This window comes from Geomonas silvestris, assembly GCF_014193515.1.
GTDB classification, from domain to species: domain Bacteria; phylum Desulfobacterota; class Desulfuromonadia; order Geobacterales; family Geobacteraceae; genus Geomonas; species Geomonas silvestris.
This window is the reverse complement of sequence record NZ_BLXX01000003.1, coordinates 169,367-186,556: the sequence shown is the minus strand read 5'-3', so window position 1 is coordinate 186,556 and position 17,190 is coordinate 169,367. Positions and strand designations below refer to the sequence as shown.

At 49.5% G+C, this 17,190-nt stretch carries 13 protein-coding genes and 1 pseudogene; 7 read left to right on the top strand and 7 right to left on the bottom strand.

What is annotated here, in order from left to right; genetic code table 11:
- Window positions 1-2 precede the first annotated feature (2 nt).
- Both GMST_RS22755 and GMST_RS07145 read left to right on the top strand, forming a co-directional pair.
- Window positions 3-389 (top strand): annotated as a pseudogene (locus GMST_RS22755) (hypothetical protein); the annotation flags it as partial.
- A 183-nt stretch (window positions 390-572) separates the two neighbouring features.
- Entirely contained in the window at window positions 573-1,439 is an 867-nt protein-coding gene (locus tag GMST_RS07145; protein WP_183353947.1) for a hypothetical protein, read from the top strand.
- Between the two features lie 102 nt (window positions 1,440-1,541).
- On the opposite strand, the gene GMST_RS07140 is transcribed toward GMST_RS07145, so the two are convergent.
- Together GMST_RS07140 and GMST_RS07135 are read right to left on the bottom strand one after the other, a co-directional pair.
- Window positions 1,542-1,736 (bottom strand): hypothetical protein, encoded by a 195-nt coding sequence (locus GMST_RS07140; RefSeq protein WP_183353946.1) that lies wholly within the window; start codon window positions 1,734-1,736, stop codon window positions 1,542-1,544.
- Window positions 1,737-1,763: 27 nt separating this feature from the next.
- On the bottom strand, window positions 1,764-3,374 hold the full coding sequence (locus GMST_RS07135) for an anti-phage dCTP deaminase (protein WP_183353945.1): 1,611 nt from the start codon (window positions 3,372-3,374) through the stop codon (window positions 1,764-1,766).
- Window positions 3,375-3,987: 613 nt separating this feature from the next.
- On the opposite strand from GMST_RS07135, the gene GMST_RS07130 reads away from it, so the two are divergent.
- From GMST_RS07130 to GMST_RS07115, 4 genes are all read left to right on the top strand, one after another.
- The gene (locus GMST_RS07130) at window positions 3,988-4,878 is read left to right on the top strand and encodes a three-Cys-motif partner protein TcmP (RefSeq protein WP_183353944.1); all 891 of its coding nucleotides are present in this window, start codon (window positions 3,988-3,990) and stop codon (window positions 4,876-4,878) included.
- The gene (locus GMST_RS07125) at window positions 4,875-5,612 is read left to right on the top strand and encodes a DUF5131 family protein (protein WP_183353943.1); all 738 of its coding nucleotides are present in this window, start codon (window positions 4,875-4,877) and stop codon (window positions 5,610-5,612) included. Before GMST_RS07130 ends, GMST_RS07125 begins: the two co-directional genes overlap by 4 nt.
- Before the next feature lie 40 nt (window positions 5,613-5,652).
- On the top strand, window positions 5,653-6,918 hold the full coding sequence (locus GMST_RS07120) for a three-Cys-motif partner protein TcmP (RefSeq protein WP_198424537.1): 1,266 nt from the start codon (window positions 5,653-5,655) through the stop codon (window positions 6,916-6,918).
- A gap of 120 nt (window positions 6,919-7,038) precedes the next feature.
- On the top strand, window positions 7,039-7,392 hold the full coding sequence (locus GMST_RS07115) for a DUF6788 family protein (protein WP_183353942.1): 354 nt from the start codon (window positions 7,039-7,041) through the stop codon (window positions 7,390-7,392).
- 138 nt (window positions 7,393-7,530) lie between these two features.
- Here the strand turns inward: GMST_RS07115 and GMST_RS07110 are convergent, their stop codons facing one another.
- The 5 genes from GMST_RS07110 to GMST_RS07090 all read right to left on the bottom strand — a co-directional run bounded on the left by GMST_RS07110 (window position 7,531) and on the right by GMST_RS07090 (window position 15,749).
- A complete protein-coding gene (locus GMST_RS07110; protein WP_183353941.1) occupies window positions 7,531-8,628 on the bottom strand; it encodes a Wadjet anti-phage system protein JetD domain-containing protein in 1,098 nt (365 codons plus the stop codon).
- The gene (locus GMST_RS07105) at window positions 8,609-13,162 is read right to left on the bottom strand and encodes a hypothetical protein (protein ID WP_183353940.1); all 4,554 of its coding nucleotides are present in this window, start codon (window positions 13,160-13,162) and stop codon (window positions 8,609-8,611) included. The genes GMST_RS07110 and GMST_RS07105 overlap by 20 nt, the downstream gene beginning before the upstream one ends.
- On the bottom strand, window positions 13,149-13,853 hold the full coding sequence (locus GMST_RS07100; RefSeq protein WP_198424536.1) for a hypothetical protein: 705 nt from the start codon (window positions 13,851-13,853) through the stop codon (window positions 13,149-13,151). Before GMST_RS07100 ends, GMST_RS07105 begins: the two co-directional genes overlap by 14 nt.
- Before the next feature lie 149 nt (window positions 13,854-14,002).
- The gene (locus tag GMST_RS07095) at window positions 14,003-15,316 is read right to left on the bottom strand and encodes a hypothetical protein (protein ID WP_183353939.1); all 1,314 of its coding nucleotides are present in this window, start codon (window positions 15,314-15,316) and stop codon (window positions 14,003-14,005) included.
- Between the two features lie 199 nt (window positions 15,317-15,515).
- Window positions 15,516-15,749 (bottom strand): DUF2188 domain-containing protein, encoded by a 234-nt coding sequence (locus GMST_RS07090; protein WP_183353938.1) that lies wholly within the window; start codon window positions 15,747-15,749, stop codon window positions 15,516-15,518.
- A 217-nt stretch (window positions 15,750-15,966) separates the two neighbouring features.
- On the opposite strand from GMST_RS07090, the gene GMST_RS07085 reads away from it, so the two are divergent.
- Window positions 15,967-17,067: a helix-turn-helix domain-containing protein gene (locus GMST_RS07085; RefSeq protein ID WP_183353937.1), complete on the top strand. Its 1,101-nt coding sequence runs from the start codon at window positions 15,967-15,969 to the stop codon at window positions 17,065-17,067.
- Window positions 17,068-17,190 lie beyond the last annotated feature (123 nt).

Sequence of the window (17,190 nt, the reverse complement as noted above, 5' to 3'; positions counted from 1 at the left end):
TAGTGAAAGAACCCGCTGTAAAGTTTACCTGCGATGAGTGTGGCCGAGGCATCGCAAAAGCGCATCGGGTCTGTAAAGGTCGCCGATATTGTACGACCTGCTACAAGCGCATCTTCAAGCGGGCCCTCTGCCCGAGGTGTGGCAACATAGCAAGACTTCCCAATAATGACACGAATGCAATTTGTAAAAAGTGCGAACGAGACAAGCCATGCATTCGGTGCGGAAAGACAGAATACGAGGTTGGGAAAATAACCCCTTACGGCCCGGCTTGCACGAGCTGTGCGCCTCATTTCCGAGAAGGCAAGCCCTGCGGGATTTGCGGTAAGACCTCAAGTCGCCTAACGACTGCTAAGAGTGCGGGAATCAATATCCCGGTTTGTCCTCAATGTGCACGGAAGCATCATGGCACCTGTGCTGCGTGTCGCCGGCACCGCCCTCTTCAAATAACCCCCAATGGGAGACGCCTTTGCAAACCTTGTCTAGAAATAGGAGAGAAAATTTGCCCCGACTGTGGTGAATCAATGCCTGCCGGATCTGGAAGTCGCTGTCAGAGGTGCTACTGGAAGGAGCTTTTGGATAGACGGATTAAAATGAATGTTGCGGCGTTTTCGGCTCCTTCAATGGCTACGGCTTTTAAAGCTTTCGGAAAATGGCTTGGGCAGAGGGTTGGCGACCACAAAGCGGCAATTTGCATCAACCGATACTCAGTCTTTTTCACCGAGATTGAACGCCGATGGAAGGAATTTCCCGACTACAAAGCCCTATTGGAACATTTCGGGGCTCGTCGACTGAGGAGCGTCCTGTTACCTATGAAATGGCTTGAATTCGTAGGCCATATTACTCAAGATGCAGTTTCCAGGCAGGAGAACTCCGAAGCGCGCAGAATTAGCGCAGCCCTTCAAACTTTCCCTTTGAATTCACTCGAATGCTCAATACTCAGAGGTTTCAGTGACACGTTACACGGCCGTTTAGCAGAGGGCAAGACAACCACTCGGTCCATTCGTCTTGCTCTTAGACCGGCGGTGGGCCTTCTATTAAAAGCCAGAAAGCTTAACGCGATGCCCCCCGACCAGAAAGCGCTCAATACCTTCTTAGGGCAACGTGCCGCGATTTCGGGATTTGTGCGGCATCTTCGGGAGATTCACTCCGTTCCAATCACCTTACCAAGGACTAACCGGGCAAAATTGCAACGAAAACTGACAGATATGCTGGAGCGGGAGATGCTGGCAATTTTACGAGGCGATACAGAAGATAACTATCGATTACACCGCTGGGTTGCATTGGGGTTAACATACTTCCATGGGGTGCCGAGAAAAGTCTGTAAAGTGGCTCTCAAAGAGGGGAAACTGGAGAGGCATGAAGATGGTAGCCACACGCTGACGTGGGAAAAACAGGATTACTGGATTCCAGCTATCGCGAAATCTCAGCTGTTGAATTAACAGAAAGGCCGCAAAACTCATTACGAGTTGCGGCCTTTCTGTTAGTCACACCCTAATATAAATAACGCTGGCAACGAAACAGCCAACATCTACTCACCGAATTCACCAAGGATACCGTTTGGACACCCTGACAATTTTTTCGAGGACGTCTCGCTCTTTTGCTCGGATGGCTTCCGTGTTGCGCGCTTTTGCGGCCTGCTGAAAGCAAATCACTTTGGGGCTTGGGAAATTAGAGGCAGAACTGTCTGATTTTTCAAAGTGGAAATGCAACTGGGCATTAAAATCGGACGTTTTCATAACATCGCCCCCTTTCACGGTCGAATTTTATAACCCACTTTCGGTTAAATTACCAGCAATTTTTGTTTCGTAATCTACGAAGCAATCCAACAGCTGTGAATATGCGGGGGTATCCTCTCCAACCTCGACTCGCACAAATTTACCGTCGACCTTTTTAACCGTGGTGGTGCAGAACCTATTTTGGTACTGACGCGGGGCGACACCCTCGAATGGCAAAAAGCGGACAACGTCCGTTGCTGCATCGTCAGTGGAAATGGAATCACCGTGCATGTCGATCGCCATGCTCTTTTCATATGGTTCGACATAATAGACCGTGGTAAGTCCCGACGAAACGATGTGTTTCGCACAGTTGTGGCATGGGAAGGTGGTAACATATATGGTACCTTCTCTCAGGGATACCCCCTTCCTGGCAGCACTCGTTATTGCATCCATTTCAGCATGGACTGCACGGCAGTACTCGGTCAGGGCATCTATCCCTGACTTCTTGCATATCGACTCGGTGACCTCCTCCGAGAGACGTGCAAGTTCTTCTTGCGAAATCCTTTCCCCTGGATCCTTCTTCTCATTTAACTTAAGGTACGTATCAAGGATTTGCGAACTCATCTTTTTCTTGATGTCGTCTTTCGTGGCATCGTTACGGCAGCTGCTGCTTGGCGTCTTGAAGCAACGCTCATCTTTCCCGACTTCCGTGTAGAGCCCCCCCTTATAACACGGGACATCATTATATCCGGTGGCGACAATCTCGTTTTGAGCACTCATGATCGCAGCACCAACCTGCCTAGCCATGCAACCAGACCGGTACGCTGCAGATTGAGCAAGATACATAGCATATTCGCCATGAGTAGGAGTGATGCTGTGATCGCCCAGGATGATATTAACGTATCTCTCAATGGTAGCAACTATCCGCTCGTTTTCTACCGGAGCATTGCGAACAAAAAAGTCTCCATGTTGGAGGGTTTTTAACAGTTTCTGGCCATAGCTTAGCTCTGCGGACTCGTCTCTTCGGATCAGGTCAATAGCTTGAGCATCTGGAATCCTGAATTTCTCAGCGAGTATTCGCTGTTTCACTTTGAAGGAGCAAAGTACTCCCATCAGGCTGAACATTTTGTCGTATACCATGCGTAGAAGACGCACTTCCTCGGGGTGTTTCAGACTGTCCAGTATCCATACCAGTCGGCGCGACTCCTTGTGCACCTCGCCACGGTCAACTTCCTCGTCCGTTATATCTTTTTGTCGATGCGCAGATATCTTTTTGATGAAAAGTTGAGCTATTGCGTCAGAGCCCAGCCTCTTCCTGAGGAAATCGCCCATGTTCTGTAGGGCCTCAATCCTATCACCTTCATTTCCCCACCCCGCACATTGAAACCCATCGGCACCAGGGACGTCATTTGCCTTCAAATTCGTGATGGCTTCGATAATGAGGTCACTCGCCTTGATAATCTCGACCTCATACTTCACCGCTCGGAATGTTTTGACCAGTCGCTCCGCTATCTTCTCCATGCCACAGCCAACCGGGCCGCAGAGGGCGATAATCTGCTCCTGAGTTCGCCTTTTTAGAATGGTATCGATTGGCTTTTCTGTTTTTTTGGACTTCTCCGCGTCCTTTTCGGCATCGATGAGTTTAAGTTTAGTTGCCATATGATCCTCAGTGGGGAGATAGCGCCTAGTTTGTGCCGGCGCGAGTAACGTGGTGTGCTGACAGCAATTGTTATACCCGGCAACGCAACATACTGTAATCACGAGGATGGAAAACTATTTATTCTTAAAAATACTGCCATTTGACGTTGCTAACCTCGTTGCATCGTCCAAGTCTACGCCATTTTGCGTAACGCCCCGGCATAAGCCTAGGCTGACTGCCAAAAAAACATATGCCATTTTTCAATGTACATAGTTCATTTTTTTATGTATTTGAGCCCGCGTTTTTTATAGACGCAGATTATGAATTCGCGTATATAAAAGGGTATGACATACCAGATGTTTAAGACACATATCAGGAAGGCAGGGTTTGATCTCAAGCAGTTCGCATCATTGATGGGAATGCACCATAGGTCCTTGTCCAACTACTCTCGATCTGGATCCGTCCCGGAACATCTCGCAGTTATCTCGTTAATGATGGTGGAGTTAGAGCGCCATGACGTGGATCTAAATCGCATATTCACGAACCTTGATCTTATGGGAAGACGCCCGCGCAAACCGCAAAAACCCGGTTACCGTGGCACGGGCAGGAAGACTTCTGACGCGAGGAGGGATGATGGCTAATCTACAGGAGTTTGGGGGCGATTGGACTCAGGAAAAATTATTCCGAGTGCGAAGCTATCTGTCCGCCTACACCCAAGCACTCAAGAACAAGAATTTTAATCTTGTCTACATCGACGCGTTTGCGGGTACTGGCTACCGCAATCTTAAGATCGACGAAACCAGCACAGACCTGCTATTTCCTGACCAGGCTGGGCACGATGCCGAGGCACTGCACGCAGGATCTGCTAGGATTGCTCTGGAAATGGAGCCTCCCTTTTCCTGGTACTACTTCATTGAGCAAGACAAGGAAAAATGTGGCGAGTTAGAGAGGCTGAGGACTGAGTTTCCCGACAAAGCACGTCAAATACGAATCATCAACGACGACGCAAATGCTACACTCCAGAAGATTTCCCTGGTGCAGTGGAAGCAAAAAAACCTTCGAGGGGTCCTTTTTCTTGATCCTTTTGGGATGAATGTTTCTTGGAATACCATCGAGGCGGTGGCCAGGACCGAGGCGATAGATATGTGGTACCTTTTCCCCCTCGGCGTGGGGGTAAACCGCTTGCTGAGAAAAGATGGGAACATCCCAGAGGGTTGGCGGCGGCGACTAGAGAATATTTTTGGTAATTCTGATTGGGAAGGCCTTTTCTACAAAAAAGAAGTTCTGCCCAACCTTTTCGGCGAAGAGGAGATTGTCTCCAAAACCGGAGACTTCAAACAAATCACTGATTATTTTGTAACGCGGCTACAGACCATTTTCCCTGGAGTTGCAGGCAACCCGCTTCAGTTGATGAACTCGCGGAGCAATCCACTTTATCTGCTTTGTTTTGCTGCTTCCAACAAAAAGGGAGCCCCCATCGCGCTCAAAATCGCGGAGCACATACTGAGAGGGAGGAGACCATGAAAAAGTCTGCAATCGAGTGGACCGGTTCCACTTGGAACCCAGTAACCGGCTGCATAAAGGTGAGTCCCGGATGCAAGAACTGCTACGCGGAGCGAATGGCTAAGCGTTTGAAGGCCATGGGCCAGCCAAACTACGGCAATGGTTTTCAGCTCGCAATGCATCCGCATGTGCTGGAACTACCTCTGTCATGGAAGAAGCCGCAAACAATTTTTGTGAATTCGATGTCAGACCTTTTCCTAGAAGGCATTCCTAACAACTTCATCCAAGAAGTGTTTAGCGTTATGCGCCGCAGCCATTGGCATACCTTCCAGGTTCTCACCAAACGTTCCGAACGGCTCGCAGCGCTCGCCCATTCCTTAACTTGGTCAAAAAACATCTGGATGGGAGTTACTGTAGAGAACTCCGATTACGTTCAACGGATCGATGACCTGCGCAGGACTGCAGCGGCTGTAAAATTCCTTTCACTGGAGCCGCTACTCGGCCCCATACCGCACTTGGATCTTGCCGGAATCGACTGGGTGATTGTCGGTGGGGAATCCGGCCCTGGCGCTCGCCCCATCAAGGAAGAATGGGTAATTGAAATTCAAGAGCAGTGTACCAAAGCTCGCGTTCCTTTCTTCTTCAAGCAGTGGGGCGGAATTCACAAAAAAAAAGCCGGGAGGGAATTGCAGGGAAAGGTTTGGGATCAAATGCCTGCAGTACCAATCACTTATCCGCAGGCAGTTGGACAATAAGGCTCAAAGGTGCAATTTCTATTGCGTAGGAGGGGGATCATTGGCAAAGTCACCCTATATGTGGGAGCTCGGCCAGAAGCCTCCCATCATCAAACAGCATAGCATTGCGAAGCACGAAATACTCCACTCTTATCTGGTCGCCTACATCTGTACGCTCATCTCTTCGCCAAATCAAGAGGTCTTCCGACTTACGTTGGTTGATGGTTTTGCCGGCGGCGGAATTTATCTACACGAGTCGAGTAGCACTGAGGTCCTCGGGTCCCCCTTCATTATGTTACAGGCGGTGGAGGAAGCTGCGTTCCTTGTGAATAAAGAGCGAAAGAAGCCCGTGAAACTCCTAGTGGACTTTTTCTTCATTGAAGCAGACAGGCTTGCCGCAGCAGTTCTACGCAAAGAGCTCATTTCTCGTGGCTATGATAGAGAAATTGGGCGCACAGTCCACATTTTTGAGACCTCCTTCCAAAGCAAGGCGGATGACCTCGCCACCTTCATCAGGAACAAGGGGCGTGCAGCTCGGGCAATCTTCCTCCTTGACCAATATGGCTACTCTGAAGTCCCCACCTTCATGATCAACAGCCTAATGAGGAACGTCCCCGGCGCTGAAGTCATCCTCACCTTTGCAGTCGATTCTCTTGTCAATTTTATTGGCGATCACCGCAGTAGCCAGGCAATGCTGAAACGAATTGGGCTTACCGGGCTGCTGCGTGGTCGATCAATCCAGGAGATCAAACGCTCCGAAACCAACTGGAGACTCTACATCCAGAGCAGTCTTTACAAAGACCTTGTTGACGGCTGCGGGGCACGCTTTTACACCCCGTTCTTTATCCGGTCCACCCAGGGGCATGGAGATTATTGGCTGCTCCACCTATCACAAAGACCTCGCGCACGTGATGTCATGACTCGCATCCATTGGGAAAAAAACAATCTTTTTGTTCATTACGGCGGATCAGGACTGGACATGTTTGATATGCTTGGGTACGTGCCGAAGGAAGATCCTACTTATACAGGCCAGATGGCCTTTTACTTCGACGATCCTGCCAAAAGTGCTAGCATATCAGCTTTATCTAACCAGATCCCACACCTAATTTACCCAGAACCGGAAGGGATGTCCTTCTCGGAACTTTTCGCTACAACCTGCAACAGTTCTCCTGCATCTGCCGTCATTTACAAAGAAGCGCTTTGTACCCTCGTGCAGCAAAAAGAGTTGGAAATCCTCAGTCCGGACGGGAGACAGCGCAGAGCTGCTGGAACAATTCATGACAACGACCAGATTCTCCCTCCGAGGCAGCGACACTTCTTGTTCTGAGCAGTTTTAGACGCTTTTGTCCCAACGTCGTATCAAACCATGCTAGAATCTTGCAACAAAATAGAATCTCCAGCTTGCCACGTGCTGGCTTATTAGACCGCACTCGGGAAGGGAGAAAACATGAAGACCTCCAAGAAAGATCCTAGCGTTTATAGCATGTTGCAATCAGAACACGAGAGATGCTTAAGAGCCATAAGACTGATACTCGAAGAGATTGCCAGACTTCCAAAAGGGAGTCTCAGTCAGCGGAAAATCAAGAGCAACGGGAAGGAATACGTTTATCCATGCCTGCGATACCGGGAAGGCGCTCAGGTCAAGTTTCAGCACATTTCCGCTACGGAAGTCGATACTATCGCCAAGCTCATTGAACGCAAGAAAAAGCTGAGGAGAGATGTCGAATCTATCAGTCGTCGAAGGGATACCATAGCGGACATTTTGAAAAAGGGCGGATTTCCTCTTAACTCTGGAAATTAGTGACGAATCCCTAAGAGCGCCTATCCCGTGTGGCCCTAAGGTTGCTGTCTTCCACCATCGACAGGTCTTATGGGGGCACACCTCGATCACAGATTTGGTCTCGGATTCCATCCCGAAAGCTCTGGTCGATGACACCTATCATGTCTTTTCCAGCACCATATCGGAGCATTGGATTATTTCATCAACCGTCACGATTTCCTGATCCACGGCCCTGAAGCGGCAAGCCTCGAGCAGAATTCTACAGAAATCCTCCCCATCTGGATCCGGTCTTTGCTGTTTATGTTTAGCTGCCACCTTGATATATGGATGACTGGTCGACCTATTCAAAGCCGCGCGAATCATAGGAATATAAAGAGCACTCACCTGCAACCTCGGAATTCCGCTCTGCAGTCTCCTGAAGATTTTCACTCCTTCGATGTCCAAATCGCCCCAGAAGGCAATTTCGGAGTGGTTGAGCAGAGTCCTAATATCTGGAGGGTTGCCAGCACAGACTGCGCCTAATAATGCTGATTGTCCCTCCAGGAGCGCCGCGAGTTGGTTACCATAATCATCGCTGTGACGAGACAAGCCATACCCGAATGTCACGACGAAAGCAGTGGTTTCAAGCGCCTTGCAGGTAATCGCTCTCCAAAAGGCATGGGGATTCTCCACCAACACCACATTTTTCGGAATTGGAGGTCCAGCCGTTAACAATACGGAGGGGGAACCCGTGAACTGGGTCGTGTTAATACCAAAGGACTTCAAAGCCGTGGGTGCCAACTGATCCAGGATTTTAGAAGCGCCCAGGAGAAACTTGGCACTGACCAAAAAGGACGGCTGGTTGATGAAAGCAGCCTGCTCCGCACGAAGTCGGAGAAGCCCCTTCACAAGTTCTGCCTGGTCTTCTGGCTCCAGGTCCTCGACCTGGTTGTGCAGGGGGCGGAGAGCCTCTACCTCATCAGGACCTAAGCCAGCAGCTATCATGCTCGCGACCCATTTAGTAAGTGACCTAGGGACAATTGGACCAGGGCGATCTGCCAAGGGGAACACTTTTCCCAGGGAAATCCCCTGAACTGAGACGCCACCCAACCACCGCTGCTGCGACAATCCTCCCAGTGCTCCTCGAACAGTGAGTTCATCAAGCCCCGTGAGTCTTGACAGGCGCGCCGCAAGAGATTTCCCCTGCAATGAGTCCCGTGGACCGAGAACCTTCCAGAACGCATCTTTCACGATATTTTCAATGTGCAACTGGTCCACTGGTTTGCCCTCCAAGGACGGTGTGGCTAATCTGAGTTGCCCTCAAGGTTGCCATAGTTCCCAAATTGCAACCTTTGGTGTGAGGCTGCACCGGATTTCCATTCTCAACAAGCATATAACGGCCGCCTATTTCACGGGCGCAAATCAATGTTGGGAAATACTCGAAGTTGTGCTTATACTCAGGATCGTGCCCCGTGACGATAAGCTGAAAGTGCCCACGAGTCTGCATAATCCCATTGAGGACGTCGTCAATAAGCGCACGGTCAGAAAGATGTGAAAAAGCTCCGTCAATGAAGACGAACTGCGATTCCACTTTTCGTAATTTATTGGCGGCCATCATGGATAGCCCAGTGCTTATCGTCTTTCTTCTTCTCTCACGCTCTGCGACAAAATCTGCCAGCTTAACAATCCAAAGCAGCGTCATTGCGACTCCCTGCCCAGAACTCACAATGTTCGGTCCGAGCTTTAGCGGTGTTTCGCTGATTGCTGGGATACACACCTTAATGTACGCGTTCTGCAAGACCCGTTGATAGAACTTGTCTCGTATCCCTTTTCGAAAGCTGTCACGCAGGATTTTTTTGGCATTGGTGTCCCGCCGCAAGGTGTTGTCCTTCTCATAGTCCTCAATGTCCCGGACGATGTCTTCCATGACCGATTCAATGTCTTCGAAACGAATTACCTCTCCGCCTATCTCGAATCCAGCTTTAATCACTTTTTTCGCTGCAGTGTCATATTTAGGAGCGAAAGTCGACTTAAGCAGCGCCAAATTTCCTGGAAGACGCTTAGTGAATTCCGTTAGCCATTCGTCCATTTTGGCCCACTCTGCATCGAGCTCCTGACGCGCCGTTTCGTTGGCCAGCCGCTCTTTTCCAAAATTACTGAGGGCGACTGCCACCATCTCTCTGATCCTCGAAGGGTCAGTTTTGGCTTGAGCAAGGAGATAGCTTTGGTGCTCACTAATTTTCAGTGTGGATTCTCCAGTAACACGCTCGATCTCAAAGTTGAAGTTCCTGATTGCTCGCTCATAAACGCCCTCGGTTTCCCGCAGATCTCCAGCAAGCCCACTAACCACATCCTTCATGGCCTCTACTTCGCCTTTCAGGGTGGTAATCCAGCGAATGCACTCATCAATCTTGTCTGCGCCGCGCAAATACGAGCACGCCCGGTAAACCCCGTGCCGGGATAGGTCCGCAGACGTTTCCGTGGGCAAATGCTTATATTTCTTGTAAAACCTCGTCAATGACGACATGAACTCATCGATTTGGTTTACCTTCTTGGCAAGGTCCAAATGAAGCTCCTGTAGAGCGGCAATCTCACCACTCAACTTAGACTGTTCCTCCCAAATTAGTTTTACCCTGACGGTGATCTCACCGATCCTGGCTTCAATTTCTTGCGGTCGCTGGCTGCCAGATGTGACAAATTGCTGGGCTAAATTGAATCTGAATCCACTCTTGCTCCTTGTTACATCGCAATGAGCCTGAAGTCTTGATCGAACCGCTGTGGCTGAAGACATAAATTCGGGACCGTGCTCGGTGTCGGCCATGAACTTTGAAATCATATCTAGGATCACTTCATTCGATCCTCGGACAGTGCTTACGTCCTTAAGCCGAGCCGATGCTTCGTCCACTTGAAAGGTAATCGCAGTGATCTCGTTCTCAGTGGAGCCTTCAGCCATCTCGGCATCAGCCAAAGCTTCTTCGGCATCAGCCAGATGCCCCTTCAACGCATCCATAGTAAGGCCGTCAAGCGCTTCCCTGTGGCGTAGCACAGCCATAATAGAAGGTATGGCCTCAAATCTTGCGTGAAGGCGAGGGAGGTCCTGCTCTAACTCAATCAGAGCTTCTTGGAGTGATTTGTCCTTTTCAAGTACCCCACTCTCAAGTGATTGTCTGGCCCTTTCCGCCAATCTTGCGTTGGGTGTTTCATGGGACAACCGACCAATGGCCTTAATTAGGCGCTGGAGCCTTGTCGACAGTGCAGCAATTCTTACGTCGTAATATTTCTTCTCTCTTTCAACGAGGTTCACATCAAGTAGACAGTCGATAGCCCTGGTACGGACACCGATGAATAGACCGCGAGCCACATCGTTCCCATGTGCCACTTCGCCGGTAACGCAGAATTGCTCAAAATCGCTCCGTACGAAAACCGGGAACTCGATTCCCTTTGCGGCTAGATTCCTGGCTGCAACGACCGCGCTATCTTCATCTTCAAGCACGGGAGCAAAAAGAAGGGCGGAAAAAAGAGTCAGGATACGTTCCTTACGTTGGGGCGAAAGGTTCAACCGCTCTACCTCCGCATGCAGAGGTGTGAAGGAGACCTGCACCTCCCTTGCTACAGCTCGAGCATATTGTCCTGGTGCAATAGAGAACTCCTGAAGATTCTTCAGGCTAATCCTTGCTTCATCAAGCTCGGTGGTAAGAGAGTGTTTTTTCCTCTGAGCTTGCTCGTACAAACAGGATCGAACTTTGAGCCAAGTTCCCGGGTCGGAGGTCCCGAAGCATTCCCTGAACGCGGCGATGCTTTTCACTTCTTCGCTGATCTGGGCGATTTCGTTGCTGATCCTGAATTTTTCACTGTTGGCCGTTTTGAGATCGTTCTTGACCTGTTGATCCAACCCATTTGGATCTTCGCCGCTAAAAACATCATCAAACATATGTGAAAGCTGTTCGGTATCCGTAGCCTGTTTCAGCCTTGCCTTCAAGACTGTAGCGTTTCTTCGTACAACGGCCGAAGCTTCTTTAAGGCCCGAACGCTGCTGATAAAGCACTTCCCGCTGTTGCTTAAGATCATCGACCTTTCCCTGAGCGGTAACCTCGTCGACGATCATTGCGTCTATGACATCTCGAGGAGAGCATTCTGGGTTCTGCCGGGTGAAGTCTTGCCACAACACAAAGACCTCTTCTCGGCGAGCAACTTGCTCATCATGGATCCGCAGAGAAACCTCAGCCTCTGCACGGGCCTTGGCTGTTTGCTCGCCGGTCGCCGCGGGTGACGCTATCTCCTCGGGCGTGAATAAGCCGCTATCCTGCATACGTCGAAACTCTGCCTGTTGCTCCCCGACCTGTCGCTGCTCTTGGAACAGGTTCGTTTTCTCATTGGTCAAGGACTCCCGTTCCTCATGGTTAGCTTTTTGTTCTGCTGTCCTCGTAGCAAGTTTTCCGCTGAGAGATGTGAGCTCCAAGCGGGCAGGGTTCGTGTCCCCATGAACCTTGGCCCATTCAAAAGCACGTTCGACATCCGCGATGGCGGAATCTTTGTCCAGGCCGGGAATGAAGGCCTCAGTCCGGCGTAGCAAGCTCATTACTGATTCGTGATTGAAAGCCTTGTTGGGTTTACCGCGTTCATCGCGCTCTGTTTTTATGTCGCAAGTAATTTCAATAGCTTGCGAGTTGTCCACAGGAATACTTTGGACAGCTAAACGCATTGCTCTCTCGTTTATTCTCCGAGGTTCATCTCCCGTGAGAAATTTAAATGCCTGATCCGGCATATATGGGACGCCCTCGACCATAATAAGGTGTTTTGTAATCTCCGGGACGTCCGCGGGTGGGCGCGGTGGCAGGCCGTAGATAGGCTTATCCACCACAATGTTTCTCAGTACCGCCAGTTCAAGGGACAGCTTCTCCAAGCAGTTGGCTTTCTCTGCTTTAGCAGCTGCAAGTTCCTCAGCGGCATCCCCAATTCGCTGTAGTTCCTGTAATACCCGTTCCGTGTCGGCAAGCTCATTTTTCCGCACCTCGCTTTTGAAACGGGCTTGGGCGACTTGGCGTGCCTTTTCATGGATGGTGTCCTCTATACTACGCTCATCTTCTGCTCCATAGCCGCCCATGACATCAGTAAGAAGCTGCGGAGCCAGGTGCTCGTAGAACACAGCAGCGGAGTATTCCAGACTGGAGCGAGGAACCTCGAAGTAAGATGACTTTCCCTCAGCACCAGCATTGATCTGGTAGATAATCTGCTGTTGAAGGTTTGCAACGTCAAACCGCCTCGCAATGAAAGCCGTCCATGCGTGCCGCGTAGCATCCTTAGCACTCGCAGGGAATTTTCCAGGCCTCGCCGCTAGGCATCCCTCGAAAACTTCATTACTAACAAGATGGATCGTCTTCCCGACATCCATCTGATGCACTGGACAGTCTTCAAACGTTCCAGGGTAGGCGTAAAGGACACAATGCTCATTCTCCCCACTATTGGCAAATACCCCAAACACCATCTGCTGACCTAATGGAGCGCCGGTAAAGAGGTCCAGTCCTGCGGCCTCCTCGGTATCCATAGTCATTTGAACCCTGACGTGGGAATAGTGTCCCTGGGATTTAGGGGCGAAGTGTTCATTACGAAGCTGGTTCAACCTCTTGGTATCGCCGGCAAGTATGAATAATACAGCTTTGACTAAAGTCGTCTTACCTCTCCCGTTTGGCATATTGATCACGGAGTGGAGGCCCTGGAGGCTGAAGACAGAATGTGGCCAGGTCGGCTGCCAAGGGCTGCGCCGCACAGCGTTCATGAAGTTAGACACTTCTATCCGATTAATTAGCGGCATTCGCATCCTCCCTCATTATATTCGTAGGAAGTGGCGCTCCCGTTATCAGCATCATCGAACGCGTTTCCACATCCTCCTCCCGATCCGGGGGCATAAGATACGCAAGCTCATGATCGGCTATGACTGCCATATCCACAGCCGCGGGCAAAGTCTGCCGGTACTCCCCCTTAACCGATGTTTCCTGTATCATCCCAGCCTGTTCCATCACCTTGAGAAACCTGACTACCCACGTTTTGATATTGCTGCGGTCCTTCCACAACACGTCCCACATGACTCCCGCCTCTCCAACAGGGCGGCCAGCGTTGCCCATTTTCTCAACTCCTTCAGTCACAACCTCTATGAATCGTGAGGTGAGGACCATTGCATCACCATATCTGCTGATTTGAGCCGGATGTCGCGAGATTTTCTCGTAAAAACTCCATTGGAGGTAGAGCCATAGGCGAGTAAACCAGAAGATAGTTTCAACCCGATTCGTTAACTGCGAATCAGCACCCTTCTTTACTCGCCGGAGGTCCTTCATGGCATCAATAAACCACAGCGAATCAAAATACGGCGCAAGAGGTTCACCTCGTTTCCGGATTAGGATGTGAAACTGGTTAGTCATTTGAGGTCGGGGAGGTATACCTAGGTTCACCCCATCGATCGTTCTGAGTGAAAGACCTTGCGCATTAAGGAAATCCTCAAAATCCATTCGATCTCGTTCGCTGCAGTCAGAAAGTATTCTCGCGGTTTCAGCCTCATTGTCCCTAAGATGCCGCCCCTGCGGATTATCTGTGACCATTCGAAGATGCAACAAAGTGGCAAAAGTAAAACCTTGTTCCGCGGGCGTCATACAGCCTCCTACTGTTTGGCCAGGAAGATGACCGGATCTGATGCAATGAGCGTCGCGCTTTCACTTTTCTGGATGAACTCCTCGTCCGTTAAGCCAACGACAACAGCGAGGTCATCACCATCAGGATCGAGCAAACTGGGCGAGGCATATGCGCCTATGAAGTCAGTCAAGGCCTCTCCAGGGAGAAGCTCGAAATCAGACGAAGTAATGAATTGACTGAACGATACGGGTCCCCTTTCCAGCATAGCCAGAATCTGTTTTTTATATCGTCTTATGAACCCGCTGAATCGTTCAACGGTTGGTGTTGGATCTGCGTCAAGGTTAAACGACTTTTTCTCAACACGGGCTTTCTTACCATCCAGAAGACTGTAAAGATCAACTTGCCCAGGGATTCCCGAGGGGTGAAACCAAGGCATGTTCGTATCGGGGTGGAGAATGTTTGCCATCAGGAGTTCGAGGTGTTCCGAGGAGGAGGGGGTGTAGTTGTAGACGAGATGATCTGCGAGTTCGAGAAAACTATAACTAGTCGCTATAACGCCGCTGTGCATCTGAGCGATTTCCAGAAACTCCACAAATCGCCTGGTAACAGATTCGATTATTTTAAGTAAAGTTTCCAGTTCAGCCTGAAGATTGCCTAGTTCAAAGCCAGGAGACTCTTGCGCATTTCTGAGATTTTGGCTAATACTTTTGGCATCAGCTATTAGAATCTCACATTGTTCCTTACGAGTAGGACGCTCAATGTAATCGGTAAGCATCTGGCCTTTGAGGGCAAGTTCAAGTCCCAAGCTGTGACACAAAGAAGGCACATCGTAAAATTTAAAGTGCAGCAGTGCTGTAACTATTTTTGCCGCATCTGCGTCATCATATAACCATGACCGTTCATCCTCGCATATTCTCAAAAACATCCGGCCGTTCTCTGTCAGCTTTATCTGCGCGTAGCTTTCAGCAAAGGTAACTAAACTAGTTTTTTGGCGGGTATTACCATAGTCGAATGCACCGTTTTGGTTCGGCGTCGCGAAGCAAATCTCTCGCTCCTTCGACAATGATTCGAGCACGAAATCAAGGTCATCCCTGCTCACATCCTTAGCCTGCAGTGAGATGATAGAGTGGATCTCCTCAACAGAGGTGTACGAAAACCCCCTCTCTATTTCTGTTACACGTAAGGCGTTAAGCGCAAGAAGCGCTATTCCCATGTAATCGCCTGCAGTTTCTGGTACATCAGGAACATAGATGCCCTTTTGGCGACGGGACTGATGGAGGTCAAGTAACCGTGAGGTTACCGCCAGCATGATGATCCCAGGTGGAATGAGATTGGTGGCCATCACTTTTCCAAATAGGCGGAATAACCATCGGGTGCAAAGCACAGCCTCGGCTCGGACGCCTTCCTTACGCGTCGCAAAAAACACGTACGGTAATTAGATGAAATGGGAACTACCCACGGTTTGAATTAATCCCTAATCTGTACCCAGGTACCAGCAACCAGCAGAAGCGCTGGCACCTGGGTATAGGCCATCAACACTTCTACTTCGTGTCCCGGGGAGGACAGGGATCATTGCCGTGACTGTCAGAGTTGGAAATCTTCCCGTCACGATTATGGATGACTAATTCGGTCCCCTGATTCTGGCTGATGACCCTGCCCCGATCAATGGCTTCCTGCTTTGTGTCGACGTGGACTGAAGCCCGATCCGCGCCGTTCCTCTTGACATCCCAACCGCCATCGCCGTTGGGGACTACATGGTGCTCGTCTCGCGACATTTTTGTTCTCCTTATAAAGAGATGATTAATGGGCAACGGTATACTCTTCGCCAACGCATGTGTCAAGACATTTTTTTACATTTTGCTATACAAAAAAATAGCAAAATGTTATATATTTCTATCCACAGGGACAGCCCCCATTAGAAAAGATTATGGCCTAATTTCTTGGCTTTATGGTATTAATTTAAGATTTTCTAGTTGAGAGGATGGAAGGACAATGAGCGTTGGTAAAAGAATCGCTGCAAAAAGAAAAGAAAAAAAGCTGACGCAAGCCAGCTTGGCGGAGGCGGTTGGGGTTAGTACACCTTTTATTAGTCAAATAGAAGGTGATAATAGAAAGCCTTCGTATGGGCTGGTTTTGAAAATTGCCCACATTCTCGACGCTCCTGTAGACAGCCTCCTTGTCGAATCCGCCGGAGAGCTGGATGATCCCTCTGATCGGCTGTTTTATTCTATGGCTCGAGCTCTCGAACCGGAAAAAAAGAAACGGGTTATCGACTACATTGCCTTAATAACTGGCTGTAAAATATTTAAGGAATTTCCTTTCTTTTCCACGCCTACTGAATATGCTCAATTCATTATTCATCATTATAAAGTCAAGACACTTCCCGTTGATGTCAGACAGATAGCTAAGAACCTTGGCGTCGAACTATTATACACTCAAACCGGTGATTCAGAAGGTATTTTACACAAAACCGTCGAGAACCCAATTATACTTCTTGATTCAGAAGCAACCTACCCAGAACGTGAAACCTTCACAATAGCGATACTGCTCGGCCATTTAATAATCCCGTGGCACTTGAAATCAACATTTTACCGAAGAAAGCATATAAAATCCCTTGACCACGAAAGCCGTATTGATATCGAAGCTAGGCAATTTGCTGGAGAGCTGATGCTCCCAGGCCAATCTATCAAGAAGGATCTAAAGGGATTCACCGCTTCAATTGATTTGTTTCACAAGCTGGCATCTGAAAGGTATTGCTGTTCAATGACTGCCGTTGCCCATAAATATATAGAATATTTTGGTTCGAAAACCGTATATATAACTTCCAGCAAAAACGCCATCACTCGGGCCTATACCGCAGGTTTCCCATACAAACTTGTCACTACAGTGAAGGAGGGATCGATTGCCTTTTCGCTCACAGCTAATCCTCCGACGGAAAAAGAGACAAGGAAGGGGGTCGTAAATGGCGCAGTCTGGCTCGAGGACGCCCCCCCAGGCCTAGCGGTTGTTGAGGAATCCATGATCGACCCAAAGTTCAATGTTACCGTGACACTTCTTCACATTGCTAGTAAGGCTCTTTGTCATACAGAGTAGGTAACTTAAGTATGCTTGGTTGCATCCGCCAATTTACCGTGGCAAGCTCACCGTAGGCATGCTCATCCATTTTCTGTGTCATTGGGGGCGGCGCTAACCTCGTCCCGGTTAGCGCTCGCAACC